Source organism: Agrobacterium sp. O3.4 (genome assembly GCF_041414895.1).
GTDB classification, from domain to species: domain Bacteria; phylum Pseudomonadota; class Alphaproteobacteria; order Rhizobiales; family Rhizobiaceae; genus Agrobacterium; species Agrobacterium cucumeris.
Genome location: NZ_JALPZP010000010.1, coordinates 15,605 through 41,380, shown reverse-complemented (window position 1 = coordinate 41,380; position 25,776 = coordinate 15,605). Strand labels below are relative to the sequence as shown.

Genomic DNA, 25,776 nt, shown 5'->3' with positions numbered 1-25,776 from the left:
GACGGAGATTATATATATGAACGCGCAACGGCGATGCGTTGGCTCAGTGCAGTCCGCCAACCCCGAGATGCGTATCGACAATATCCGGGTTCTCCGCAAGCTCGCTGGATGGCCCTTCCCAGACGATGCGGCCGCGTTCCATGATGATGGCGTGGTCGGCGAAGTCGATGGCCATCTGGATGCGCTGTTCGACGAGAAGAATGGTCATTTCGCCGGATTGGGCGAGTTTGGAGAAGGCCGCCATCAGTTCTTCGCAGATGACGGGTGCGAGGCCTTCGAGCGGTTCGTCGAGCAGCAGCACGCGCGGCTGGCCGAGAATGGTGCGGGCGGTGGAGAGCATCTGCTGTTCGCCGCCGGAGAGCTGCGAGCCGAGATTGCGGCGGCGCTCCTTCAGGCGAGGAAACAGCGTGTAGGCTTCCTCGATGGCCGATTTCGGCCGGGTCTTGAGGCCGACGAACAGGTTCTCCTCAACGGTGAGCGTCGGGAATACATCCCGTGTCTGAGGCACGTAACCGAGGCCGGCTTTGGCACGGGCGGCACTCGGCAGGGCGGCAATGTCCTCTCCGCCGAGTCGGATATCGCCGGCGAAACGTTTTGTCTGGCCGGCCAGCGTGGCGAAGAGGCTGGTCTTGCCGACGCCGTTGCGGCCGAGAACGGCAAAACGCGAACCTGATGGCACCGAAAGCGACAGGCCTTCGATGACGCGGGTCGGGCCGTAACCGGCGGTCAGGTTGACGATTTCAAGCGGCGCTGCGGACATCGGCGTAACTTCCCAGATAGGCTTGGCGGACTTCCGCATTGCTGGTGACATCATCAGGCGAACCGTCGAAGATGACGGCGCCTGCGGCGAGCACCACGACACGTTTGGCAAAACGAAAGACCAAATCCATGTCGTGCTCGATCATCAATATGGCGAGATCGGCGGGCAGCCGGTCTAGTGCCTGTTCGATGCGCGCGGTTTCCGTGGAAGGCACGCCGGCGGCTGGTTCGTCGAGCAGCAGGATTTTCGGGCGAAGCGCCATGGCAAGCGCGATCTCGATCAGCCGCTGCTGGCCATAGGCGATTTCACGCACCCTTGTTTCGGCAAGCGCGAGAAGGCCGAGCGTGCCGAGAATATCGCGTGCTTCGCTCATCACCGATGGCATGGCGCGGTAACGGCCGAAAATCCGGCCGGTCTTTCCTTCCCGCTGGAGAATGGCAAGAGCCACGTGCTCCTCGGGCGTCATGTCCTGAAACAGCCGTGTGACCTGAAACGAGCGGACGAGGCCGCGTTTCACCCGCTGGCTGGCGCTGAGGCCTGTCACATCCTCGCCGGCGATGCGCACCGTGCCGGCCGAAGGCTTGATGTTGCCGGTGACGAGATTGACGAAGGTCGTCTTGCCGGCGCCGTTGGGGCCGATCAGCACCGTGCGATCTCCCGGCGATAGCGACAGCGAGACGTTGTTGGTGACGACGAGGCCACCGAAATTCTTCTGCAGGCCGGATACTTCAAAAATGGCGCTCATTTGCGATCTCCCCGCAGGCGCGCAATGATCTGTTCACCTGCGCCGTAAAGCCCGCGTGGTGCAAAGAGCACGACGGCAATCAGCAGCAGGCCGACGATGGTGAGCCAATGGAACGGATTGGCGGCCGAAACGACATCTTCGAACCACATGAATGTCACAGTGCCGATCAGCGCACCGTAAAGCGAACCCGCGCCGCCCAGCACCAGCATGACCAGCGCTTCGGCCGAAAGCGTGAAGCTGAGGCTATCGAGGCCGACGACCTGGGTTGAAATGGCGTTGAGCGCACCGCCAATGCCGGCGACGACACCCGATATGACGAACATCTTCAAAATCGTACCGTTGACGGAGCCGCCCATGGCCTGAATGCGGATGCTGTCCTGCTTGACGCCGCGACACAGCATGCCGAAGGGTGAATGGACGATGACCCTGAGAGCGACGAAAACGAGGAGCAGCAGACAGACGCCATAGATATAAGCGGTGCGGCCGAAAAGATCGAATTCGAAGGTGCCGAATAGGGCATCCGGCGAGACGCCGGCAAGGCCGTCGCTGCCGCCGGTCCAGTTCGACGCCTTGTTGGCCGCCTCGTGGAACAGATGGATGACGGCGATGGAAAGCACCAGCTGCGGCAGGCCATGGGCGCGCAGCAGAACCGTGCCGGAGAGCAGCCCTGCGACGCCGCCGGCTGCGGCGCCGATGGCGGTCATGAGCAGCGGATCGGTGATCTCGAAATGGGCGGCGGCAATGCCGGCGGCATAGGCGCCGGCACCAAAGAGCGCCGCATGGCCAAGCGTTGCGACGCCGCAATAACCCGTGACGAGATCGATCGACAGCACGAGCAGCGCAATGGCGATGATACGGGTCAGAAGCGCCAGATTATCCGGAAACAGAAAGTAACCGATGATGGCGGCGGCGATGATGATGAGCGGCCCGGCGACAGCGCGCAGCGGCGAGCGTGTCTTCGGGATCTCTGCCGTTTCAGTTACATCGTTCATAAGCACCGCCATCTCATTTCGCCCTTCCGAGAAGGCCGCGCGGGAACAAGGTGATAATCACGATGACCGCCAGATAAAAGAAGAATTCGCCATATTCGGGCGCAAGATACCGCCCGGTCGTATCGATGGCGCCGAGCAGCAGGCAGGCGATCAGCGCGCCCGGAATGGAGCCCGCGCCGCCGACCGAGACCACCACGAGGAAGGTGACCATGTAGCGCAGCGCATAATAGGGTTCGACCGGCAGCAGTTCCGCGCCGATGACGCCGCCCATGGCGGCAAGGCCGACGGCGATGGCAAAGCTGACGGCGTAGATGATCTCGGTGCGCACGCCGAGCGCGGCGGCCATCGCGGCATTGTCCACCGCCGCCCGCAGCTTGATACCGAAGGCAGTCTTTTCGAAGGTGAACCACAGCGCGCCGGCCACGGCAAGACCGCAGGCGATGGCGAAGATGCGGTGAGTGGCGATGGTGCGGAAACCGAGATCGGTGGGGCCGGCCAATTGTTGCGGCAAGGGAATGGTTTTGAGTGTCGGCCCGAACACAAAATTGGCGATGCCGATGATGCAAAACGTGATGCCGATGGTCATCAGCACCTGCGTCAGTTCAGGTGCGCCATAAATCCGCCGGTAAAGGAAACGTTCGAGCGGTATGGCAATAATGATGGTGCCGACGATGGCAACGAGGATCGCCGCCGCATAACCGAGACCGAGGCCGTGGGCGGCATAAGAGGCGAGGTAACCGCCGATCATGGCGAAAGCGCCATGCGCCAGATTGACCACGCGCATCAGCCCCATTGTCACCGATAGACCGATGGAAATGATGAACAGGACCATGCCATAGGCAAGTGCATCGATAAGGATGCTGAAGACCGTTTGCATGTTGAAAAAACTCCTCCCGGTGCTGTAACGCCCGTCCGGGCCGGAACCGAACCGCCATAGGGGCGGTTCGACCGTTTCAAGAATGCCGCCATTGTCGCGGCGAGGCCTGTGTTGCCGGTTATTTCGCGGCGGCGAGACCCGGATCGCCCTGTTTTTCGAAAGTCTGGACTTCCTTGTTGTAATAGCTGCCGTCATCGGCCTTGGCGACTTCGCGCAGATAGATGTTCTGCGTGATGTGGCGGCTTTCCGGATCGATGCTGACAGGGCCGCGCGGGCTTGTCCAGGAAAGACCCTTCACCGCCTCGACTGCCTTTTCCGCATCCTGCTTGCCGCCGGTGGCCTCGATCATCTTGCTGATGACATACATGCCGTCAAACGCGCTGACGGCCGGGAAGGACAGTTCCTTCGGATTGCCGATCGCCTTGGTGGCGGCTTCCACGAATGTCTTATTCTCCGGTGAATCATGCGAGACGGCGTAATGGAAGGTCGTCTGCATGCCGAGCGCGGCCTCGCCCAGTGCCGGCAGGTCGGATTCCTGCGTCAGGTCGCCCGGTGCGAAGAGCTTCACGCCTGCGGATTTCAGGCCGTTATCGTTGAAGGCCTTGACGAAGCCGAGTGTGGTCGGGCCTGACGGCAGGAAGGCGAAAACGCCTTGAGCACCGGAGTCCTTCACGCGCTGCATGATCGGGCTGAAATCATTGGTGGAAAGCGGCATGCGGATGGTTTCCACCACCTCGCCGCCGGCGGCGGTAAATGCCGCCTTGAAGGCGTTTTCGGCATCGACGCCCGGGCCGTAATCGCTGACCAGCGAAATGACCTTCTTCACACCGCCATCAAATGCCACCTTGGCGATGGGGGTGGAGGTCTGCCAGGTGGTGAACGAGGTACGCACCACATAGGGGCTTTTCGTCACGATGGCTGAGGTGGCGGCATTCATGATGACCATCGGCACATTGCCCTGCTTCAGAAGCGGCGTGACGGCCATGGCATCAGGGGTGAAATAGAAGCCGGCGAGATATTGCACGCGTTCCTTCACCACCAGCTCCTGCGCCAGCGCCTTGGACTGCGCCGGATCGGCCTGCGGCACATCGCGATAAACGACCTCGATCGTGTCATCGCCGACCTTGTTGCCGTGCAGCGCAAACCAGGCATCGATGCCGGCCTTGAAGTTCTTGCCCTGCAACGCAAATGGGCCGGAGAACGGACCGACCACGCCGACCTTGATCGTCTCGGCATAAGCAGCAGAACTGAAGCAGATGGCCGCGATTGCGGCGGTGATCCGTAATTTCATTGATTTCCTCCCAATTGATCCGTGGCTCCCATCCACCGATCCAGGCTGCCAGATTGATGAGTGTGGTGACCAAAGTAAAATGAAATAAGGGGGGTAATAAATAACCTGACGGTTATCAATCCCGGCTTCATCTGCTTTCGTCTGCAATGGGGTCACACAATAGGCATCGCCGGGCGATTCTCAATATGAGCCCGCCGGCGACCATTCCGAGCGGCCTGTCTGCAAGCCTCCACGTCCGGATGTCCCGTTATCAAACCGGCTATGACCGGGTGACGGGAGAACATGAATTTCATGCGCGTAAAATGATATGCCTTAACCAGTTCTAAGGGGATTGTTCGTAGTCTCGCGAAGCATATTTTGAAATTTATTTGGTGTCTGATGGGCGAATATCAAAATAAGGCTGTTGAGCTGATGCGAAATCGCGTCGGAGAAAGTATACTCAACAACAAGATCGAGCGCCGCGAGGCGTTTCTGCGTAAGGCGCTGGCTCTGTATCACGTCATGGGTGGTACGGCGGAGGGGGGTCAGGCGGCAACGAAGGATGTTGCAACCTTGCCGGTGCCGCCTGTCGATGTGGCGGTCGGCGATGTCATGTACAAGCTCGCCGCAATCGGCCATGTCGCCGATATCGATATCATTCAGGCTGGTTATAACAAGCTCGACGCCGCGAACCTGCATATCCTCAGCAAAGGCAAGAAGCTGTTGCAGAAACAGCGGGAAAACAAGCTTGCCGCCACCACCACGCCGGCAAAATAAGCCGCCCATTCAGGGCGGCCCAGTGGGGGCGGCTATGATATCAGGCCACTTCCCCGACCAGAATCTCCTGCCAGGCATCATAGGCCGATAGAACCGTTTCCATCTGCGCGGTATGGCCGGTGATGAAATCATTGCCGTAGATGGTTTCATCGGGATATTCGGTGATCAGCGTCATCGGTACGGTGTGGCGGTCGTCGATGGACGACAGACAGGGGAAGCCGTTGATGATGCGGAAACCGGTTTCGCCAGCGTGGATTTCATAAAGCGCGATCTGGCGATTATTGTAGTCCAGAAGTCCCGGAATGGCGCCAAGATGGCGGGTCACCCGGTCGAGCAGGGCTTCGGCTTGGTTTTCCCAGTCCGCATGGTGGCGGATGATGAGGAAGAACCCTTTCGGCAGCGTCCACATGGCGAAATTGCGCGGCACATAACCGGATAGAGGCCGGGTCCACTCGTGAGAGGGATAACCGTGCAGGTTCACATGCAGGCTCGCGCCACTCATCTCCTGCGCCTTGAAACGGATTTCCTTCTCGTTGAGATGCGCGCCCGAATTTTCCGGGGTGCGATATTCGAGGTCATCACCAAGAGCGGTGTAGCGCGCGGCATGGTGCATGTGGCGCGGATTGTCGACGCGAAGCCGCTGGTGCAGGGCGTAGCCGTCGGGATTTTCCAGTGGCGAGATGGTGAAATGCGCGCCCTTACGCTCCGCGAGTTTACGGGCGGCGCGGATGGCGCCGACGATGCCTGTGGTCTCGTTGGGGTGCTGGCCGCCACTCACCATCACGGCGGCATCGCTGCCGGCCACGTAGCGGGCGGAGAGGACGCGGCCGGAGCGCGAGCGGGCCTCGAAGGTCTCGCCCCCGATATCCGCCAGCAGTGCCGCCAGCTGGCCTGCCGCAACCGGTTCCCGTGCCTCATCGATCGGCTGATTGTCGCCATCAAGGAAGGTGGTGCTGAGCTTGCGGGTCTCGATGCGCAGCGAGACTTCGCCTGCGCTCTTGACGATTTCCGGCACGATCTGGCCGGGTTTCAGGCCCCGGTCACCCAGCGGCCGGCCGGATTTCTTCTGGAAGAACTCCAGGAGCGAGAAATAGAAATCCTCGTGCAGCGCTTCACGCAGGCTGACGACCTCATCGCCGACGGAGAGGGTCAAATCTTCGGCCGGGTGCGCGACGCGGATGTTCAGTTCTTCGAAATAGGGCTCCTCATCGCCCCAGCCGTGGTTGGCGACGGCATGGATAGCCGCTTCGAAAAGCCGCTCGTAATCCGTCTCCAGCCGCTCGCCCGCAACATCGCCGGCAGGCCGGAACCAGCCGGTTGGCGAGACATTGGTTTCGCCGACCATATCGGTATGAACCCGGTTTGGGGCCAAAACCTTCAGGGTTTCCTGCTTGCCATTGCGACTCAGCGTAACGTCATAATGGAAGGCGTCGTCGTCGCGGGCGATGAAATCGATCTTCGCATCGCCCACCAGAGCCGCCAGCGGATAGGCCTCCAGCCGGAAACGGTTGGCGGGGGCGTTGGCGTGCACGGGGTAACGCACCTCGATGATGTCGACGCCATCCAGATTGATCTCTTCCAGAAAGGTGAAGAGAAGCGGTTTATAGGCGCTGCGAATGCGGGCGCTGACGCCCTTTTTCTTCAGCCTCTCTTCGGCCTCGCGGCGGCTTTTGGCGTCATCAAAGGTCCATGCCTCGAAGGACTGGCCGGGTGTCGCGCGGCTGACGAGGATATCCAGAGTGCGTTCGAAAGTCTGGTCGAAAATCTGGCTCATCTGGGTTACCTCGAGGTTCTGCCTGTTGGGTCGAGGCTGTCGCGCAGCCAGTCGCCGAGAAGGTTGAGGCCAAGCACTGTCAGCAAGATGGCAAGGCCGGGGAAAACGCTGACCCACCATGCGGTCTGCAGATAGGTGCGGCCATCCGCCAGCATGCCGCCCCAGCTCGGTATGGTCGGATCAACGCCGAGGCCGAGGAAGGTGAGGCTGCTTTCCAGCAGGATGTTGTTGGCGACATTCAGCGTCATCAGCACGATGACCGGCCCGATGAGGTTCGGCAGCAGGTGCTGGAGAATGATGCGCCAGTCCTTCACGCCGATGGCGCGGGCGGAAAGGATGAATTCCCGCTCCCGAAGCGTCAGCACCGAGCCGCGCACGAGGCGGGCATATTGCACCCATTGCGATATGATCAGCAGGATGATGGTGTTGGTGAGGCTGCCGCCGACAATGGCGATGAAGGTGATGGCCAAGAGAATGAAGGGCATGGCGAGCTGGATATCGGCAAAGCGCATGACCAGCATGTCCCAGAAGCCGCGATAATAACCGGCGACCAGACCGACCGCGACGCCGAAGATGACCGCGCCGATAACAGAGGTGAAACCGACCAGCAGGGAGATCTTGCCGCCGGCGACGACACGGGCGAGCACGTCACGACCCAGCGGATCGGTGCCGAGTGGATGGGCGGCATTGGCGAAGGGCTTGGCAAGGCGGGCCATCAGGTCGATCTTGTCCGCACCGCCCGGAAACAGCACGTCGGAAAAGACGACGGCAAGGCAGATGACTGTCGTGAGGAACGCGCCGAGGACGAATTCGAGATTGGTGAAGCGCGCGAGACGCGAGGTTTTGGCAGCCATCGTCACTTACTCCGTGCGGATGCGCGGATCGACAAGCCCGTAGGCGATATCGACCAGAAGGTTGATGCCGACGATCATCAGCGACAGCACGGTGATGACGGCCTGAAGCACGGGATAATCACGCGCGCCGACCGCGTCGAAAGCCAGCGTGCCGAGGCCCGGCCAGTTGAAGACACGCTCGATAACGACGATGCCGCCGAGCAACCCGCCAAATTGCAGGCCGAAATAGGTGATGAGCGGAATGGCGCAGTTGCGCAGCGCGTGTTTGTAGAGAACCTTGCTTTCGCTGAGGCCCTTGGCGCGCGCCACCATGACATATTGCGAGCGCAGCGTATCGAGCATGGCGGTGCGCACGAGGCGCACATTGGTTGCCGTCAGGATCACACCCATCGTCACTGATGGCATGATGTAGCTGGCAAAACCGCCCATGCCGCTGGGCGGCAGCCAGCCGAGCGTGATGGAGAACAGCAGCACCAGCATCGTCGCCAGCCAGAAATTCGGGAAGGACAGGCCGATGAGCGAGAAGATGCGGATCACCTGATCGGCCGTCTTGCCGCGCGATGTCGCCGCCTTGATGCCGAGCGGGATGGAGAGCGCGATCGACACCGCCATGGAAATGAAGGCGAGCAGCAGCGTGGCGGGCAGGGCATCGGCGATGAGGCGCGAGACCGGCGTGCTGCCGGTGAAGCTGCGGCCGAAATCGAGTGTCACGAGGCCCTTGAGGAAACTGAAATATTGCACGAAGAACGGCCGGTCGGTGCCCAGCGCCGCGCGAATGCGCGCCAGATCGTCTTCCGTCATGCTGCCGCCGCCCTGGAACATGGTGACAGCCGGATCGCCGGTGAGGCGAATGGCGAAGGAAACGAGAAGGGTGATGGCGATGACGACAAAAATCGCCTGCAGCAATCGCTTGATGAGGAAACCGGCCACGTTTTTTACCTTGAAGAGAGACCCGGCCTTGCCCGCATTGCGGCGGGCAAGGTGTGTTGATCAGAAAACCAGCCTGATTATTCGACGGTGACGTCGGTCAGCTTAAGGCGGTTATCCGGCGGTGCAACGAAACCCTTGACCCGCTTGTTGATGCCGTAAATGGCGTTGGTGTTGTACAGCGGGATTTCCAGCGCGCGTTCGGCGGTATAGCTGCCGATTTCCTTGAGGATCTTTTCGCGCTCGGCACGGTCGGTCAGCGGACGCTGGGATTCAAGCAGCTTGTCCAGCTTTTCGTCCTTGTCGTAAGGGTTCCACTTTTCACCCGAGTGATACATGGAATAGGCCGTGTTGTCGTAATCGAAGGTCCAGCCGCCCCATTTCTGCTGGAACATCGCGCCGGTCTTGCCCTGCGGGATGATGTCGTTCAGCAGAACGTTGGTTTCGTAAGGCTTGATGGTGGCGGTGATGCCGACCATGGAGAGGTAGCTGGAAATAACCTGCGCCACCTCGTTCATCGTCGCGTCATTGCCGCGGATATCGATCTGCAGCGCCGCGCCTGCCTTGACACCGGCTTCCGCGAGCAGCTTTTTCGCGCCTTCCGGATCGTAAGGCAGCGGCTTCAGTTCCGGGTCGTAACCGAAGGACAGCGCGCTCTGGAAGCTTGCGATTTCCGATGCCTGACCGGCGAGGATAGACTTGACGATGGTGCCGCGATCGACGGCCATGATGATCGCCTTGCGCACCTTCGGATCGGCGGTAATGCCGTCACGGGTGTTGAAACGCAGCGCATCGACGGTCGGGCCGGGAACGCTGACGATCTCAAGCTTGGAATCGCCTTCGATGACCGGGATCATGCCGATCGGGATGGTGGGCGGAATGACGAGATCGACGCGGCCGGCCTGCAATTCGGCGACGGCGGTCGCCGGCTCGGCGATGAAGCGATATTCAAGCTCGGAAAGTTTTGGCGCGCCGCCCCAGTAATCGGGGTTGGCTTCCAGCTTGATATTGGTCTTCGGCGCGTAGGAAACGAATTTGAATGCACCGGTGCCGACTGGGTTGAGGTTGAAATTGTCCTCGCCCTTTTCCTTGATGTAGGCAGGCGGAACGATCATGCCGCCATAACCGGCAAGCTTGGTGAGCAGGACGGGATCCGGCGCCTTCAGCTTCATGTCGACGGTGTAATCGTCGATGACATCGACGCTTTCGATGGCAACATAGTTGGAGCGCTGCGGGCCCTTGGCACCCTGTTCGCCGAGAAGGCGCTCGAAGGTGAACTTGACGGCGGCGGCGTTGAAGGGTTCGCCATTGTGGAACTTGACGTTCTGGCGCAGCTTGAAGCGGATGCGCTTGCCCTCATCCAGCTCTTCCCAGGATTCGGCAAGGCCGGGCACAACCTTCAGGTCCGGGCCGCGATAGGTGAGGCCATCGAAGATGTTGGTGGCGACGGCAGCCCACTGTACGAGGAAGGTGTCGATCGGATCCCAGCTGCCCGGGTCCTGCGGGCTGGAAATGGTCATCTTGCCGGCGGCAAGAGCCGGTGCGGCGGTGAAGGCCGTGGCGGCCATGGCAAGCGCGACGAACGTTGTCGTCATCCCCTTCTTTATCATTGTCATCTACCTGTTCCTCTTCAGATGGTTGCGGTTCTGGTTGTTATTCAGGCGCTCTTCGCGATGAAGTGGCCCGGATTGATTTCCTCATGGGCGAGAATGGCCGGCTCATCGCCGACACGGCGCACGGGATTGGGTATTTCGCCCTCGATCATGGCGATGCGGCGCTCGATGGTCGGATCGGCAACCGGCACGGCCGACAGCAGGCGGCGGGTATAATCATGCGTCGGCGTTTCGAACACCTGTCGGCGGCTGCCCATTTCCATGATCTGGCCAAGATAAAGCACGGCAACGCGGTGGCTCATCTTTTCCACGACAGCCATGTCATGGCTGATGAAGAGATAAGCGAGGCCACGCTCGGCCTGCAAATCCATGAACAGATTGATGATCTGCGCCTGAATGGAGACATCGAGCGCCGAGAGCGCCTCATCGGCGATGATGAGCTTCGGATCGGAAGCCAACGCGCGGGCAATGCAGACGCGCTGGCGCTGACCGCCGGAAAACTCGTGCGGATAACGCGCGGCATGTTCGGAGCTGAGGCCCACACGCTCCAGCAATTCATCCACCCGCCGACGTACCGCCTTTTGATCATTGATCAAACTGTGGGTGTTGATCGGCTCGGCAATCGAAAAACCGACCGTCTTGCGCGGATCGAGCGAGGCGAAGGGATCCTGGAAGATATATTGCACTTCCTGGCGCATGCGGAAGCGCTCCCCAGCCGACATCTGCGAGTAGCTGCGGCCATTAAAGGCAATTTCACCTGACACGGCTGTCTGGAGCTGCTGGATGGTGCGGCCGATGGTGGATTTGCCCGACCCGGATTCGCCCACCAGCGCCAGCGTTTCGCCGGCGTGAATATCGAAGCTGACCTTCTGTACGGCGCTGCAACGGTGCGTCGCTTTGCCGAACAGGTTCTTGCGAATATCGAAACGCACGAACAGGTCCTTGACCGACAGAAGCGGCTTGGCGTCATATTTTGCGGTGTTTTGCACGCGCTCCTCGCCGATCACGACCGGCTGGCCATCCTGCAGCACGGTAAGCGGCAGGCGCTTCGGAAACTCTTCGCCGGTCATGCTTCCGAGGCGCGGTACGGCGGAAAGCAGGGCGCGCGTGTAAGGGTGCTGCGGGTTGGCGAAGATGTCTTTTACAGGACCTTCCTCGACCTTCTTGCCTTTCCACATGACAACGACGTCATCGGCCATTTCCGCCACCACGCCCATATCATGGGTGATGAAGACCATGCCCATGCCGAGCTTCTTCTGCAGATCGCGCATGATGTTGAGGATCTGCGCCTGAATGGTAACGTCAAGCGCCGTCGTCGGCTCGTCGGCGATCAAAAGCTTCGGCCGGCAGGCGAGCGCCATGGCGATCATCACCCGCTGGCGCATGCCGCCGGAAAGCTGGTGCGGGTAGCGTTTCAGAAGCTCGGCTGCATCGGGCAGTCGCACCATTTCAAGAAGTTCGCGGGCCTGCGCCATGGCAGCCGTCTTGCCCAGCTTTTCATGTAGCATCAGCACTTCGCAGATCTGGTCACCGATGGTGAAGACCGGATTGAGCGAGGTCATCGGCTCCTGGAAGATCATGGCGATCTCCTTGCCGCGGATCGATCGCATCTCTTTCTGCGAGGCCTTCAGCAGGTCCCGACCTTCAAACAGGATTTTGCCGGTGGGGTAGGTCGCGCCCATCATATCGGCAAGGCGCATGGTGGACAGCGAGGTGACCGATTTTCCCGATCCGGACTCGCCGACGATCGCCACGGTCCTGCCGGCTTCCACGGAAAAGGAGATGTCGTCCACGACGCGGCTGTCGCCGAACTCGACGCTCAGGCCTTCGACCGAGAGGAGGGCGTTGCGGTTTGCGGCAGTCATGTCAGCGTCTCCGGCTTGGCGTGCGCGGCAATTCTGGCGCGGCCATCTGAATTATGGAAGGGCAAAAGGGCGTCGGACAGGCGCGAGCATCAAGCGTGGCGCGAAAGAAGGCGAATGTCGCGGAAAAGCGCATGGTGGCTCACGCCGCCTCAAGGGCGCAATGCGCATCGGATGAGGCCGGCAGGCGCGGATATTGCGATCTTGCCCCGGTTCTGAAAGCCACCGCGTCGGTGCCGGCAAAATGCCCGGCATCGGCCCCGGAATCGATGTTGCGCATGAAACTGTATTCCCCACCCTTATTTTACAAAAAAGCTAACAAAAGCCGACAATCATGTCCAGAGTGTTGAACAATTTTTGTGTAATGCTCTACAAATGCGCAGGTGCATTTATTTTGGGCGCGGGTGTCCCTGAAGGTGCGGGACGTCTACCACAGCTTGTTTTCGGGGAAGACTGTCGCCGGTCGGCGAGTGTCGGAGATCGGTGACAACTCCGATATGTTTGACCTCATCCTCGGGCTTGACCTGACGATCCATAACCCGTTGAAGTCGATGGCTGCTCGGGTCAAGCCCGAGGATACGGAGGAAGCATAAGCGGGCAAATTTTATCGCGATGCCGCAGTGGTAGACGATTGTATCGTTGCTCGTGTCACAGGCGGATAAACAGTAATGCACAAGGATACCAACATGACGAATAGAACGGGCGCTGTCAGATTATCCGGTTTCCTGCGTTGCGCATCGGTGGAGGATATCCGGGTTGTGGAAATCCATCTTCCCGAACACCTTCGTCTGACCAGAGCGGAACCTGGCTGTATTTCCTTTGACGTCACTCAGACCGACAATCCTCTGGTCTGGCGGGTAGAGGAACTGTTTGCCGATCGCGCCGCTTTTGATTTCCATCAGCAGCGGACGCAGGCATCGGCGTGGTTCACCGCCACCTCCGCCATTCCACGGGATTATGAGATAGCGACACTGGCTTGAATGCGGGTTGGCCGCAGCGACATTCCTGTCGGCTGCGGCCTGATCGTATCGTGACGATGCCTATTCCCTCGGCATGCCGACCGGCGGGGCAAGGCGCCGTTGCGCGGCAATGCGGAAGGGTGCGTTCATGGCGCCATAGCCGGCATAGGCACCACGCCGCTCGATGATCTCGAAGAAGAAACCTTCACCGAAGGTGCGGCTGTAGATCTGGAAATATTCGCCGTTGTCGTCGCGGTCATAAAGAATGCTTGCTTCTCGCAGGGCATCGGAAAATTCCGGCTCCAGACCAAAGCGGGCTTCCAGATCGTCGTAATAATTGCGCGAGATCGGCAGGGCGTGGAAACCGCGCACCTGCATGGCCTTGGCTGTCGCGAAAATATCATCGGTGGCAAATGCGATGTGCTGGATGCTGGTGCCGAAACCCTCGGCCAGAAATTTGCCGGCGAAGGTCTTGCGGTTATCCGCACCGTTCATGGTCAGGCGGAAATGCGGTGCCGGCACGCTTTCGATCGCCTGACTGCGCACCAGCCCGCCGGGATCGACCACATCGACCATCGGTGTGCGGCGGGTGGAAAACAGCGAGGTGTAAAATAGAAGCCAGGTCAGCATTTCATCATAATGCGTTGTTTGCGCAAGGTGATCGATGCGCTTCAGGCCGGCATTGTCGGCTGCTTTCTGTCCCTGCGTCGGCACAAATTCATTGTCCCAGATGGAAGCGAGCGCCGGCGAAGCATCGAGAAAATAGATGACGCCGTTGCCCACGCCCTGAATGGCGGGAACAGCGACTTCACCCGTCTTGCGCGGTTCCGTGAAGGTCGGCGCGCCGAGCGCTTCGGCCCGGGCAAGGGCCGCCTGCGCATCATCCACCTTCAGGCCAAAGGCATAGGCATTGGTGCCGTGGATGGAATAGGACGCGCCAGCGAAACTGTCGCCTTCATCGCTGGTATTGATGACAATGCGGATATCGCCCTGCGTATAAAGATCGACATCGCGATTGCGGTGCCTGCCGGTTCTTTCGAAGCCTAGCGTGGCGAGCAATGCCTCCAGATGGGCCTTTTCCTCCGGTGCCGTGGTGAATTCGACGAATTCCACCCCTTGCGTTTGCGCCCGTTCCGGCATGGCCGGCACGTCGATGCGAATATCAGGCTCTAGACGGCGCACCTGATCCATGAGGTTGATGAGCGAACGATGACCGTCTTCGGCGAGCAGGCGGGCTGAGCCACCGCGAAACTGATCGTTGAAGATTTCCAGCGACAGCGGGCCGCTATAGCCGGTGGCGGCGACGGCGCGCATGAAATCCACGACAGGCAGATCGCCTTCGCCGGGCATGTTGCGGAAATGACGGCTCCAATAGAGCAGGTCCATGTCGATCAGCGGCGCATCGGCCAGCTGCACGATGAAAATCTTGTCGCCGGGAATGGAGCGGATCGAATTGGGGTCGATCTTGCGCGACAAAGTGTGGAAACTGTCGAGAATGATGCCGACATTGGCGTGGTCGGCACGGCGAACCACCTCCCATGCATCGCGGTGGTCACTGATATGGCGGCCCCAGGCCAGCGCCTCATAACCGACACGCACGCCATGTTTGGCCGCAAGCTCGCCCAGTTGATGGAAATCGGCGGCGGCGCGGTCGATGCCGCCGAGCGACACGGGTGACACGTTGGAGCAGATCAGCATCAGATCGGTGCCGAGTTCGCCCATGATGTCAAATTTCCGCTGCGCGCGTTCAAAGGCGCGGGCGCGGTGCGGCTCCGGCATGCCCTCGAAATCGCGGAATGGCTGGAAAAGCGTGATATCCAGCCCATGATCGGCGGCCAGCGCCTTCACCTCGCGCGGGGAGGCGTCATAGGTCAGGAAATCGTTTTCGAAAATCTCCACGCCGCTGAAGCCCGCCTTGGCGATGGCCGCCAGTTTTTCGGGGAATTCGCCGCTGATCGATACGGTTGCAATGGATGTGCGCATTGGCATGCCGTGTCTGCCTGTGTCATAGCTCGCCATATTGCCTTCCTTTTCAGCCTTATGTACTGATTGGTTAATAATCAGGGCGTGACCGCAGGCCGCTGCCCCACCGATGGAATGGATGATGACCAAAAGCGTAATTTCGAACGGAACCCGAGACAGCCGGCAGGCGAAGCGCGATCCGGAAGGGGTTCGCTGCGACATTCTTTCGGTGGCAATGGAAGAGTTTTCGCAGAACGGTCTCTCCGGCGCCCGCATTGATGAAATTGCGGCCCGCACGCGCACGTCCAAGCGCATGATCTATTATTACTTCAGCGACAAGGAGAGCCTTTATCAGCGTGTGCTGGAAGAGGCCTATGCCAAGGTGCGCGGCGGTGAGAGCGATCTGGAGCTGGACGACCTGGAGCCGGCAGCGGCGCTCGACAAGCTCTGTCGGTTCACCTTTGATCACCACCGGCGCAATCCGGCCTTCATCCGCATGGTGATGATCGAGAACATCCATCACGGCCGCCACATGCAGTCCTCCGAAACGATCCGCCAGTTGAACCGCCCGGCCATCGATGCGCTGGAAAGCGTGCTGCTGCGCGGCCAGAAAGGCGGCATCTTCCGCGATGGCATCGATGCGCTGGAACTGCACTGGCAGATCAGCGCGCTGTCTTTCTTCAACGTTTCGAACGCCGAGACCTTTTCGTTCATCTTCGGCGATAGCCTGTTTACCGAAAAGGGTCAGGAGACATTGTCGCGGCATGTCAGCGACATGGTGCTGCGTTATGTGCTGACGCCCGGCCATATCACGACGATCGGGAAAAACGGTTGATGAGATGGCGTAATGCCACCTCGTAACCTTCGATGCCGAGACCGGCGACTACGCCTTCGGCGCGGGTCGAGACGTAGGAATGGTGGCGGAAAACCTCGCGTTTGTGGATGTTGGAAATATGAACCTCGATGACAGGTGCTTCGAAGGCATTCAGCGCATCGAGGATCGCCACTGACGTGTGGGTGAAGGCCCCAGGATTGATGACGATGCCTGATGACTTGCCCCGCGCTTCGTGAATCCAGTCAATCAGCTCATATTCGCGGTTGCTCTGGGCAAAGAACAGCTCATGGCCGGCAGCATCGGCCACCTTGCGGCAGTTGGCCTCCACATCGGCCATGGTCTCATGGCCGTAAATTTCCGGCTGGCGCTGGCCGAGCAGGTTGAGATTCGGTCCGTTCAAAACAGTAAAAAGGCTCATGCTACGCCTTCCGCCATGCAAAGCTCGGTGAAATGCGCCGTCATGCGCTCAGCATCCGGCTCGCGGCCGCAAAAGAGACGGAACGCGCCGACGGCCTGAAACACGGTCATGCCGCCGCCGGGCAGGGTGCGACAGCCTTTTTTCGCTGCCGTCGCCAGAAGTTCGGTGACGAGCGGCATATAGACGATATCGGCCACCCAGTGCCGCTGTTCGATGAGATCTGCCGCAACCGGCATGCCGGGATGCGCGGGCATGCCCATCGGCGTCGCATGGATGAGACCATCGGCGAAGGGCAGTGAGGAAGCCGGGTCTTTGACGGCAAAGGCGCGGCCCTCGCCGAAACGGGCGTTCAGCTCGTCGGCCAACCTTTCCGCCCGAGGGAAATCGCGGTCGAAAATATCGAGACGGGTGATGTCGAGCTTCAGTGCGGCATGGGCCACCGCCACACCCGCCCCGCCAGCGCCAACCAGCAGCGCCCGGCCACGTTTCGCATCCGGCAGGCCGCGCACGAAACTTTCATAAAAGCCGTACCAGTCGGTATTGTGGCCGATGCGGCGGCCATCCTTGAAGACAACGGTGTTGACCGCGCCAAGCATGCGGGCATCGTCAGAGAGTTCATCCAGATGCGGAATAACCGCCTGTTTGAACGGATGGGTGATGTTGGTACCGGCAAAACCGCGCGTTTCCAGCTCATCGAGCAGATCGGGAAGGGCGCTTGCCGGCAATTGGCGGGCGGTGACATCCACCAGCTCATAGGAGTAATCGAGGCCGTGGGCAGCCCCTTCGCGCATGTGCAGCGCGGGCGACTTGGAAAGCTGGATATCGGCGCCTATCAGGCCGACCTTGAAGGATTTTGTTTCTGTCATGATCGGGTCGTTCGTCGTTTCGGGGCAGGCTCCGCCTGCCTTCAGGTTGCTGGCGAGGTATTGAGACCTCTCCTTCGTCACCTCCCCGGGCTTGACCTGAGGATCCATAGCCCGTGGAAATCAGTGGTTCCTCGGGTCAAGCCCGAGGATGACGTTGCGTATGCCGGGAGGTCGCCACAAGTCTGAGGGCAGATGGACGAACCTCAGTGGTGGGCGAGAATTTCGCCGAGGAATGTGCGGGTGCGCTGGTGCTTGGGGTCGCGGAAGAACTCGTCCGGCGGGCCTTCCTCGATGATCTCGCCTTCCGACATGAAGATCACGCGGTCTGCCACCTGCCGGGCGAAACCCATTTCATGGGTGACGCAGATCATTGTCATGCCATCACGGGCAAGGCCGATCATGGTGTCGAGCACCTCTTTCACCATTTCCGGGTCGAGCGCCGAGGTCGGCTCGTCGAACAACATGGCTTTCGGCTCCATGCACAACGCCCGGGCAATCGCTGCGCGCTGCTGCTGGCCGCCGGAAAGCTGGGCCGGGTATTTATCGGCCTGATTGAGAATGCGCACGCGCTCCAGATATTTGCGCGCCGTCGCTTCCGCATCGGCTTTCGACAGGCCCTTCACCCGCATGGGGGCCAGCGTGCAGTTTTCCATGATGGTCTTGTGCGGGAAGAGATTGAAGCTCTGGAACACCATGCCCACCTCGCGGCGAACGGCATCGATGGCGCGGCTGGAATCCGAAAGCGTGGTTCCCTCGACCGTGATCTTGCCCTCCTGGATTTCCTCCAGATGGTTGATGCAGCGGATGAGGGTGGATTTTCCCGAACCGGACGGACCGCAAAGGACGATTTTTTCGCCCTTGCGAACCGTCATGTCGATATTCTTAAGCGCATGGAAGGCTCCATACCACTTTCCAACCCCTTGAAGGGCGATAAGCGGAACCTCGGCAGTGGCGGATTGCGGCATGGAAACCTCCTGCTTACTTCACGGTGAACGGGATGTCGGGCAGGCTGTCCGGGAAGGCCGGAACTTCGCGCTTCATCCACTTGTCGTAGATCTTGGCCAGCTGGCCATCGGACTTGATCTTGTCGAGGAAGGCGTTGACTGTTTCGTTCCAGTCCTTTTCACCCGGGCGGGTGCCGGCGCCGTTATAAAGCGTCGTCAGATCGAACTTCGGCTCGTATTTGCCTTCGGCCGCCTTGTTCAGCCGGTCACCATAAAACTGGTTGCCGCCGACAACCTCGACCTGGCCGGAGATCAGCGCCTGAATATTGGCGGCGTCATCGTCGAAACGCAGGATATTGGCCTTCGAGCCAGCGCCTGCCGTGATCGAAGTGTCCATCGCGCTCGACTTCGGCACACCGACGGAAACGCCGGTCAGGTCGTCATAACCGGCGATCTTCTTGTCTTTCGGGCCATAGACGGACAGCACGTTGCCGGCATAGGGCTTGGAATATTGAATGGTCTTGGCGCGTTCGGCGGTCATGCCCATGGTCGCGAACAACAGGTCGACCTTACCGGTCAGAAGTGCCGGAATACGGTTGGCCACGGCGAGCGGCACGAATTCGACCTTGACGCCGAGATAATCGGCAAAGGCCTTGCCGATATCGGCATCGAGGCCGTCCTGCACGCCGCTGGAATTGACGAAGCCCCATGGCGAATTGTCGCCCTGAATGCCGATGACGACCTTGCCCTTGGCTTTTGCCTCTTCCACCGTGCCGGCGAAAGCATCGACCGGTGCGACAAAGGGCAGGGCAACCGTTGCCGCGGCAAGCGCGAGCAGGGCGCGACGAGAGAATTTCATGCTGGTGGTTTTCATCTTTTGCTCCTCCTTACAAAGCTGATGAGATGGTTCTGGTTGTTAACGGGAATTGGCCTGCATCCGTCTCTCCACACCCGCACCCCATAGGGAAAGCGGCCAGCAGATCAGGAAATAGATGATGCCGACGATGGCAAACACGGTGAGCGGGCGGAACGTCTGGTTGGAGACAATCTGGCCGGCGCGCGACAGCTCGACGAAACCGACGATGGCGGCAAGCGAGGTGCCCTTGATGAGCTGCACGAGGAAACCGATGGTGGCCGGCAGCGAAATCTTGAAGGCCTGCGGCAGAACCACGTCCTTCATGCGGGAGATATAATGCAGGCCAAGCGCATTGGCGGCCTCCGTCTGGCCTTTTGGCACCGCCTGAATGCCGCCACGCCAGATTTCGCCGAGGAAGGCGCTGGCATGCAGGGTGAAGGCGATGGCGACAGCAATCCAGGCATCGACATTGAGGCCGGCAAGCGCCACGCCGTAATAAACCACGAAAAGCTGCATCAGGAGCGGCGTGCCCTGGAAGACGGCGATATAACCGGTGCTGGCGCGCTGGATCGCCGGGCTTTCGGCAACACGGGCAAGCGCCACGCAAAGGCCGAATATGCCACCGCCGATAAAGCCGATCACCGTCAGCGCCAGCGTCCATTTCAGGCCTTGCATCAGGAAGAAGAGTTCGTTGGGACCGATGGATTCCATTGTCTTTTCCTCACTTGACCGGATAGCTGAAGGATGCGCGGGAGATGAGCGAGAAGATGCCCATCATCAGCGAGGAAATGACCAGATAGAGCAGCGTGATCGAGAAATAGACCTCGAACGACCGGAAGGTGTCCGCCTCGATCTTCTGGGCTACGGATGTCAGTTCGTAAGCGGCGATCGAGGTGCAGACCGAGGTGGTCAGCGTCAGCATGATGAACTGGCTGGTGAGCGAGGGATAGACCGCGCGCAGCGCCGGCTTCAGAATGATGTGGCGGAATATCTGTGACCGGTGCAGGCCGAGCGCCAGCCCCGCCTCCACCTGTCCCTTGGGAATGGAATCCACGCCGCCGCGAATGATTTCAATGGCATAGGCACCGCCGTTGAGAGCCAGCGCAATGATGGCGGTAACGGTGGGGTTAAGCTTGATGCCAACCTGCGGCAGAGCGAAGAAAATGAAGAATATCTGCACCAGAAACGGCGTGTTGCGGATGGCTTCGACGAAGCCAATGACCAGACCGCGCAGCAGTTTGAACCGCGAACGACGGGCGACCACGCCGAGAACCCCGATGACGGTGGCAAGCGACATGCCGGCAATGGCAAGGCCGATCGTCGCCAGACAGGCCAAAAGCAGCTCGGGCAGGCGGTCCGCGACCACCGAAAAATCGAGACTGTAAGACATTCTTCCTCCCAACCCCTTCGGGCCCGGACAGGCTTTTCGCCTTGTCCTTATCGCTTTGGGAACCTTACGGCGCCAAAGCCCTCCATTCGTCTGGCCATGTCGAGAAGGGTCTTTTCCTCACCTGCGGCATAGCTTCAACAAGATTGTTTGTACCAGTTAGTTCATTTTTGTGTCAAGCGCTTCACCCGGTTAAAAAGCAGCGGAAAGCCGTTTTTTCTACATTCGATATTTTTAAGAAAATCGTGTGTTATCAATGTCTAATGCGCAAAGGCGCAAGCGTTTTCAACGCACGAAAACCCTGCCGCCGATGAGGTGGCGGGAGGGGCAGGAGAAGCTGATTTTAATCAAAAACCCGTGGGTCTTGCAGCTAGCTTTCTTCCGCGCCCAGTCTGTCTATCTGTCCTGCGAGGCGTTCGGCGATCAGCAGGGACGCCCCCGTTGCCGTCACCATTTGCGGCAGTGTCATCCATTCCAGCATCCAGCCCGCGCCTGACCTTTCCTGTTCATGGACAAGCGACTGGTGCAACGCGGAAATCTGCACGGCATTGAAGCGTGCCAGCGTCACCAGCGTTTCGGCATTGACCGGGTTCTGCTTGTGCGGCATGGCCGAGGAGCCGCCGCCGCCGGAGAAGCGGATTTCCGCACCGAGTTCAGCCATCAGCGCGATATCCTGGCCGAACTTGCCGAGCGCGCCGGTGATGAGGGACAGCAGATTGGCGAATTCGGCAATGCCGTCGCGCTGGCTCTGCCATTGCGGCCTGTCGGCAAGGCCAAGGCGTTTTGCAAGATCGGCGCGGACCGCGCCGGCATTGTCGCCAAGTTTTTCCAGCGTGCCGGCTGCGCCGCCGAACTGAAGGGCAAAGCCGTTCCGGGAAAAGGTTTCAAGCCGCAGCAGGTGGCGCTCCAGCGGCGCTATCCAGCTTGCCGCCCGGTCGGCGACGGTGATGCCGATGGCGGCCTGCATGCGGGTATAACCCGTCAGAGGGTTATGGCCGTCGCGCGAGGAGATGTCGCCAAGCGTATCGATGAGGTGGCCGAGGCGGGTCGTGATGATTTCCACCGCCATCTTCAGCCGCAGCATCAGGCTGGTATCGATGACATCCTGACTGGTCGCGCCGAAATGCACCTTGTCCGCCGCCTTGCCGGCGACTGCCGACCGCATCTGCCGCACCAGTTCCGGCACCACCACGCCATCCTTTGCGACGCCATGGCGAAGCGCCGTCATATCGGCCGCAAAGCTCGAAAGTCCCGAAACGATGGCTTCCGCCACCTCGTCCGTAATGATTCCGGCCTCCGCTTCCGCCTCAGCCAGTGCCATTTCGAAGCGGACCATTGCGTCGATATCCGCCTTTGCCGAAAACAGTTCGACGATCTCGCTATCACCGAAAAGGCCTGACAGAAACGGATGTTCGAAGGGGGAAAGGCTCATTTCACTCGTCCGTTGGGCTCAGATATCGAAAAACACGGTTTCGCCTTCGCCCTGAAGACGGATATCGAAACGATAGATATTTCCCTCTTCCTTCTTGGCGACAAGCGTGGCGATGCGGCTTTTCTGTTCGACGCGGGCCAGAACCGGGTCGGCCGCATTGGCCTCCTGTTCTTCCGGGAAATACATGCGGGTCTGCAGGCCGATATTGATGCCGCGCGCCACGATCCAGAAGGTGATGTGCGGCGCCATCGGCCGACCGTCGCGGAACGGCACCGTGCCCGGCTTGATGGTTTCGAAGATGAATTCGCCGGTATCCATGTCGCCCGGCGAACGGCCCCAGCCGATGAAATTCGGATCGGCCTTGCCGCGTGTTTCGCTCGGGCTGTTGTAATAACCGTCCGTGTCGGCCTGCCAGATTTCGATCAGGGCGTCCTTCAGCGGCATTCCCGCGCCGTCATAAACCGTGCCGCGCACACTGATGCGCTCACCGCGCGCCCTGTCGTTATAAAGCGGACCGGAACCGAGATCCTTTTCGAACACGCCTTCGATGCCGACGAAATTGGGCGTGCAGCCGATATGCACATAGGGTCCCGCCGTCTGCGAGGCGGTCTCTTTGAAATAATTGAGCGGCTGAACCATGGTCAGTTGCCCTCCATGCGGTTTTCGAAAAGGGTCGAGCGGCGACCGCGCAGGACGATATCGAACTTATAGGCCAGCATGTCCATCGGCAGCGTCGCATTCATGTCCAGCGGCGCGATCAGCCGTTTGATGGCATCCTCATCCGGAATGGTCTTGACGATGGGACATTTCCAGATCAGCGGATCGCCCTCGAAATACATCTGGGTGATCAGCCGCTGGGCAAAGCCGTGACCGAAGACCGAGAAATGGATATGGGCCGGCCGCCAGTCATTGACGCCGTTCGGCCAAGGGTAAGCACCCGGCTGGATGGTCTTGAACCAGTAATAACCATTCTCATCGGTGATCGTGCGGCCAACGCCGCCGAAATTCGGATCGATGGCGGCGAGGTAACTTTCCTTCTTGTGGCGGTAGCGGCCGCCGGCATTGGCTTGCCAGAACTCCACCAGCGCGCCATCCACACCGCGGCCGCGTTCGTCCAGTACCCGGCCATGCACCAGAATGCGCGGACCAACCGGCATTTCGCCGGGGCGGGCATAGTTGAGGATGAGGTCGTTATCCAGCGGGTTCAGCATGCCATGGCCGAAGACGGGGCCGGTGATCTCGCTCTTGGTGCCTTCCAGCGAAATCAGCGCGCGCTGTGGCGAGCGCAGGATCGAGGTTTTGTAGCCGGGCGCATAGGCGAGCGGATGAATGTCGCGATTGCGCGCAAAGAACGGCCCGGTTTCGGGTGGCTGGTTGCTCATCTTGTCTCCTCCCCATCGCCAGAATTATCAGTGTCAGAATTATCAGGGGAACTATCGGCCTTCATGCTGGCCAGGGCAAGCTTGGCGATCTTGAAAGCATGGTTGGCGGCGGGCACGCCGGCATAGATCGCCACATGCAGCAGCGCCTCGCGGATATCGGCTTCGGTGGCGCCGGTATTGGCGGTGGCGCGCACATGCATGGCCAGCTCTTCGTCCTGCCCGAGTGCTGCGAGCAGGGCAATAGTCACCATCGAGCGCTCGCGCTTCGTCCAGTGATTGCCGGACCACACCGTGCCCCAGGCGGCTTCGGTGATGAGCTGCTGGAAGGGCTGGTCGAAGCCGGATGTCATGGTCTGCGCCCGGTCGACATGGGCGTCGCCCAGTACCGAGCGGCGGGTCTTCATGCCCTGTTCGAAACGTTCATTCTTGTCGATATGGTCCGCCATCGGTCAATGCTCCGGCAAGGTATTGAGAAAAATGCACGCCGCCTGCGCATAGGTGAGCGGCTGTTCAAGGCAGGGAATATGGCCGCAGCCGGCAATGGTGACGAAGCGGCTTGCGGGAATGAGATCTGCCAGCGACTGCACCAGATCCGGCGGTGTCGAGCCGTCCTGATCACCCGCGACGCAGAGTGTGGGCACGGCGATGCGGCCCGCTTCATCGGTAAAATCGGCATCGCGAATGGCGGCACAGGTGCCGCTGTAACCGGCTTCCGGCTGCTGCGAAAGCATGTTGCGCGCACCGGCATAGGCAGCATTGTCAGGCTGGCGAAACGCTGGCGTGAACCAGCGTTCCATGACGGGATCGACCAGCGAGATGAGGCCATCTGCGGCGATCTTGTCGATGCGGGCATTCCACATCTCGGCCGTGCCGATCTTGTGGGCTGTGTTGCTAAGCACGAGCGCGCGCACCAGATCGGGACGGCGGGCATAAAGTCCCTGCGCAATCAGGCCGCCGACTGACAGGCCCCAGATGATCGCGCTTTTGACGCCGAGGTGATCGAGAAGTTCGATCAGGTCACCGGCATGATCGTCTATCGAATAGGGCGCGCGTCCGACATCCGAAAGTCCATGGCCGCGCTTGTCGTGCAGCACATAGGCATAATCATCGCCAAGCGCTTCGGTGACCGCATCCCAGATGCGGAAATCGGTGCCGAGCGAATTGATGAAGGCGATGACCGGCTTGCCGCTGTCCAATCCCTTGACGCGATAATGGATCACGGTCTCGCCGCAGCGCAGAAAATCCATGATGTGCTCCTCCTGCCGGGGATATTGCAAGCCGGTTCCGGTTAAGTAAAATGACATTATCGATGAAAATCATAACCTATGGATTATACGAGCGATGGTCGACCAGCGTATCAAGTTCCGCCACCTGCAGACTTTCGTGGAGGTGGCGCGCCAGAAAAGCGTCATCCGCGCCGCCGAAATCCTGCATGTCAGCCAGCCGGCGGTGACGAAGACCATCCGTGAACTGGAAGAGATTCTTGGCGTGTCATTGTTCGACCGGGAGGGGCGCGGCATCCGCATCAGCCGTTATGGCGAGGTGTTTCTGCGCCACGCCGGTGCGACGATGACGGCGCTGCGACAGGCGGTCGATTCGGTCTCGCAGGAGGCGGCGCGGGCCGGTCCGCCGGTGCGGGTCGGCGCTCTGCCCACGGTTTCGGTGCGGATCATGCCGCAGGCAATGGCCGGTTTCCTGGCGGAAAAGACCGGCAGCCCGGTGAAGATCGTGACGGGCGAAAACGCCGTGCTTCTGGAGCAGCTGCGTGTCGGCGATCTCGATCTCGTCGTTGGCCGTCTCGCCGCGCCGCAGAAAATGGCGGGCTTTTCCTTCGAACATCTCTATTCTGAAAAGGTGCGCTTCGTGGTGCGCGCCGGCCACCCGCTGCTGTCACCCGGCCTTTCGGTGTTCGATCACCTGCATGAATATCCGGTACTGATGCCGACACGGCAATCGGTGATTGGCCCTGTCGTCGAGCAGTTCCTGATCGCCAACGGCGTGCCGGCCCTGCCGATCCGCATCGAAACCGTGTCCGACGCCTTCGGCCGCGCCTTCCTGCGCACCAGCGATGCGATCTGGATCATCTCTGAAGGTGTGGTGGCGGCGGATGTGACGGACGGCATTCTGGCGATCCTGCCGGTCGAAACCGGCGATACCAGCGGGCCGGTGGGGCTGACGGTCCGGGCCGATACGCAGCCCTCGCTGCCGCTGTCGCTGTTGATGCAGGCTATTCGCGAGGCGGCGGGCGAGTTGCTGGATGGGAGGGCGGAGGCGGGTTCCTGAG

General features: G+C 60.2%; 27 protein-coding genes. 4 read left to right on the top strand and 23 right to left on the bottom strand.

All coding sequences use genetic code 11. The features are described from left to right. Nucleotides 1–43: 43 nt before the first annotated feature. From M0412_RS25440 to M0412_RS25420, 5 genes are all read right to left on the bottom strand, one after another. A complete protein-coding gene (locus tag M0412_RS25440; RefSeq protein ID WP_269699869.1) occupies nt 44–760 on the bottom strand; it encodes an ABC transporter ATP-binding protein in 717 nt (238 codons plus the stop codon). Next, entirely contained in the window at nt 741–1,505 is a 765-nt protein-coding gene (locus M0412_RS25435) for an ABC transporter ATP-binding protein (protein WP_269699870.1), read from the bottom strand. Before M0412_RS25435 ends, M0412_RS25440 begins: the two co-directional genes overlap by 20 nt. Beyond that, nucleotides 1,502–2,509 (bottom strand): branched-chain amino acid ABC transporter permease, encoded by a 1,008-nt coding sequence (locus M0412_RS25430; RefSeq protein WP_269699871.1) that lies wholly within the window; start codon nt 2,507–2,509, stop codon nt 1,502–1,504. The genes M0412_RS25435 and M0412_RS25430 overlap by 4 nt, the downstream gene beginning before the upstream one ends. Before the next feature lies 1 nt (nt 2,510). After that, nucleotides 2,511–3,374, bottom strand: coding sequence for a branched-chain amino acid ABC transporter permease (locus tag M0412_RS25425; RefSeq protein WP_046802034.1), 864 nt, complete (start codon nt 3,372–3,374; stop codon nt 2,511–2,513). Between the two features lie 118 nt (nt 3,375–3,492). Continuing rightward, nucleotides 3,493–4,665 (bottom strand): ABC transporter substrate-binding protein, encoded by a 1,173-nt coding sequence (locus tag M0412_RS25420; RefSeq protein ID WP_142841827.1) that lies wholly within the window; start codon nt 4,663–4,665, stop codon nt 3,493–3,495. Between the two features lie 378 nt (nt 4,666–5,043). Here M0412_RS25420 and M0412_RS25415 point away from each other — a divergent pair, with 378 nt between their 5' ends. Then, the gene (locus tag M0412_RS25415; RefSeq protein WP_283159212.1) at nt 5,044–5,421 is read left to right on the top strand and encodes a hypothetical protein; all 378 of its coding nucleotides are present in this window, start codon (nt 5,044–5,046) and stop codon (nt 5,419–5,421) included. 40 nt (nt 5,422–5,461) lie between these two features. Here M0412_RS25415 and M0412_RS25410 read toward each other — a convergent pair whose 3' ends face one another. The 6 genes from M0412_RS25410 to M0412_RS25385 all read right to left on the bottom strand — a co-directional run bounded on the left by M0412_RS25410 (nt 5,462) and on the right by M0412_RS25385 (nt 12,731). Next, on the bottom strand, nt 5,462–7,195 hold the full coding sequence (locus M0412_RS25410) for a M14 family metallopeptidase (protein WP_142841828.1): 1,734 nt from the start codon (nt 7,193–7,195) through the stop codon (nt 5,462–5,464). Between the two features lie 5 nt (nt 7,196–7,200). Next, on the bottom strand, nt 7,201–8,049 hold the full coding sequence (locus M0412_RS25405; protein WP_127758263.1) for an ABC transporter permease: 849 nt from the start codon (nt 8,047–8,049) through the stop codon (nt 7,201–7,203). Nucleotides 8,050–8,055: 6 nt separating this feature from the next. Then, complete coding sequence (locus M0412_RS25400; RefSeq protein ID WP_006316568.1) at nt 8,056–8,979, bottom strand: ABC transporter permease; 924 nt, start codon at nt 8,977–8,979, stop codon at nt 8,056–8,058. Nucleotides 8,980–9,056: 77 nt separating this feature from the next. Further along, nucleotides 9,057–10,592, bottom strand: coding sequence for an ABC transporter substrate-binding protein (locus M0412_RS25395; RefSeq protein ID WP_142841829.1), 1,536 nt, complete (start codon nt 10,590–10,592; stop codon nt 9,057–9,059). A 41-nt stretch (nt 10,593–10,633) separates the two neighbouring features. Beyond that, a complete protein-coding gene (locus M0412_RS25390) occupies nt 10,634–12,454 on the bottom strand; it encodes an ABC transporter ATP-binding protein (protein WP_142841830.1) in 1,821 nt (606 codons plus the stop codon). 139 nt (nt 12,455–12,593) lie between these two features. Then, nucleotides 12,594–12,731 carry a hypothetical protein gene (locus tag M0412_RS25385; RefSeq protein WP_161991363.1) on the bottom strand — a complete coding sequence of 46 codons (138 nt, stop codon included), beginning with the start codon at nt 12,729–12,731 and terminating at the stop codon, nt 12,594–12,596. Nucleotides 12,732–13,137: 406 nt separating this feature from the next. On the opposite strand from M0412_RS25385, the gene M0412_RS25380 reads away from it, so the two are divergent. Continuing rightward, the gene (locus M0412_RS25380; RefSeq protein WP_269699872.1) at nt 13,138–13,431 is read left to right on the top strand and encodes a putative quinol monooxygenase; all 294 of its coding nucleotides are present in this window, start codon (nt 13,138–13,140) and stop codon (nt 13,429–13,431) included. 60 nt (nt 13,432–13,491) lie between these two features. Here the strand turns inward: M0412_RS25380 and M0412_RS25375 are convergent, their stop codons facing one another. Beyond that, nucleotides 13,492–15,393 carry a bifunctional sugar phosphate isomerase/epimerase/4-hydroxyphenylpyruvate dioxygenase family protein gene (locus M0412_RS25375; protein ID WP_269700060.1) on the bottom strand — a complete coding sequence of 634 codons (1,902 nt, stop codon included), beginning with the start codon at nt 15,391–15,393 and terminating at the stop codon, nt 13,492–13,494. A 121-nt stretch (nt 15,394–15,514) separates the two neighbouring features. Between M0412_RS25375 and M0412_RS25370 the strand changes: the two genes are divergently transcribed. Next, on the top strand, nt 15,515–16,207 hold the full coding sequence (locus M0412_RS25370) for a TetR/AcrR family transcriptional regulator (protein WP_269699873.1): 693 nt from the start codon (nt 15,515–15,517) through the stop codon (nt 16,205–16,207). Here M0412_RS25370 and aroQ read toward each other — a convergent pair. The 11 genes from aroQ to pcaD all read right to left on the bottom strand — a co-directional run bounded on the left by aroQ (nt 16,182) and on the right by pcaD (nt 24,739). Then, nucleotides 16,182–16,625, bottom strand: coding sequence for a type II 3-dehydroquinate dehydratase (gene aroQ / locus M0412_RS25365; protein WP_142841833.1), 444 nt, complete (start codon nt 16,623–16,625; stop codon nt 16,182–16,184). The genes M0412_RS25370 and aroQ overlap by 26 nt on opposite strands. After that, on the bottom strand, nt 16,622–17,491 hold the full coding sequence (locus tag M0412_RS25360) for a shikimate dehydrogenase (RefSeq protein ID WP_142841834.1): 870 nt from the start codon (nt 17,489–17,491) through the stop codon (nt 16,622–16,624). The genes aroQ and M0412_RS25360 overlap by 4 nt, the downstream gene beginning before the upstream one ends. Nucleotides 17,492–17,694: 203 nt before the next feature. Then, nucleotides 17,695–18,456, bottom strand: coding sequence for an amino acid ABC transporter ATP-binding protein (locus M0412_RS25355; RefSeq protein WP_142841835.1), 762 nt, complete (start codon nt 18,454–18,456; stop codon nt 17,695–17,697). A 13-nt stretch (nt 18,457–18,469) separates the two neighbouring features. After that, a complete protein-coding gene (locus M0412_RS25350; protein WP_142841836.1) occupies nt 18,470–19,309 on the bottom strand; it encodes a transporter substrate-binding domain-containing protein in 840 nt (279 codons plus the stop codon). A 42-nt stretch (nt 19,310–19,351) separates the two neighbouring features. Then, entirely contained in the window at nt 19,352–20,002 is a 651-nt protein-coding gene (locus M0412_RS25345; protein WP_142841837.1) for an amino acid ABC transporter permease, read from the bottom strand. A 10-nt stretch (nt 20,003–20,012) separates the two neighbouring features. Beyond that, on the bottom strand, nt 20,013–20,681 hold the full coding sequence (locus M0412_RS25340; RefSeq protein WP_142841838.1) for an amino acid ABC transporter permease: 669 nt from the start codon (nt 20,679–20,681) through the stop codon (nt 20,013–20,015). Nucleotides 20,682–21,048: 367 nt separating this feature from the next. Continuing rightward, nucleotides 21,049–22,110, bottom strand: coding sequence for a 3-carboxy-cis,cis-muconate cycloisomerase (locus M0412_RS25335; RefSeq protein WP_269699874.1), 1,062 nt, complete (start codon nt 22,108–22,110; stop codon nt 21,049–21,051). An 18-nt stretch (nt 22,111–22,128) separates the two neighbouring features. Next, nucleotides 22,129–22,749, bottom strand: coding sequence for a protocatechuate 3,4-dioxygenase subunit alpha (gene pcaG / locus M0412_RS25330; protein WP_269699875.1), 621 nt, complete (start codon nt 22,747–22,749; stop codon nt 22,129–22,131). A gap of 2 nt (nt 22,750–22,751) precedes the next feature. Then, nucleotides 22,752–23,492, bottom strand: a complete 741-nt coding sequence (gene pcaH, locus M0412_RS25325) for a protocatechuate 3,4-dioxygenase subunit beta (RefSeq protein ID WP_077984025.1) — start codon at nt 23,490–23,492, stop codon at nt 22,752–22,754. Continuing rightward, nucleotides 23,489–23,938 carry a 4-carboxymuconolactone decarboxylase gene (gene pcaC / locus M0412_RS25320; RefSeq protein ID WP_269699876.1) on the bottom strand — a complete coding sequence of 150 codons (450 nt, stop codon included), beginning with the start codon at nt 23,936–23,938 and terminating at the stop codon, nt 23,489–23,491. The genes pcaH and pcaC overlap by 4 nt, the downstream gene beginning before the upstream one ends. A gap of 3 nt (nt 23,939–23,941) precedes the next feature. Then, a complete protein-coding gene (gene pcaD, locus M0412_RS25315; protein WP_269699877.1) occupies nt 23,942–24,739 on the bottom strand; it encodes a 3-oxoadipate enol-lactonase in 798 nt (265 codons plus the stop codon). Nucleotides 24,740–24,833: 94 nt separating this feature from the next. On the opposite strand from pcaD, the gene pcaQ reads away from it, so the two are divergent. Next, on the top strand, nt 24,834–25,775 hold the full coding sequence (gene pcaQ, locus M0412_RS25310; RefSeq protein WP_065116973.1) for a pca operon transcription factor PcaQ: 942 nt from the start codon (nt 24,834–24,836) through the stop codon (nt 25,773–25,775). Nucleotide 25,776: the final 1 nt, after the last annotated feature.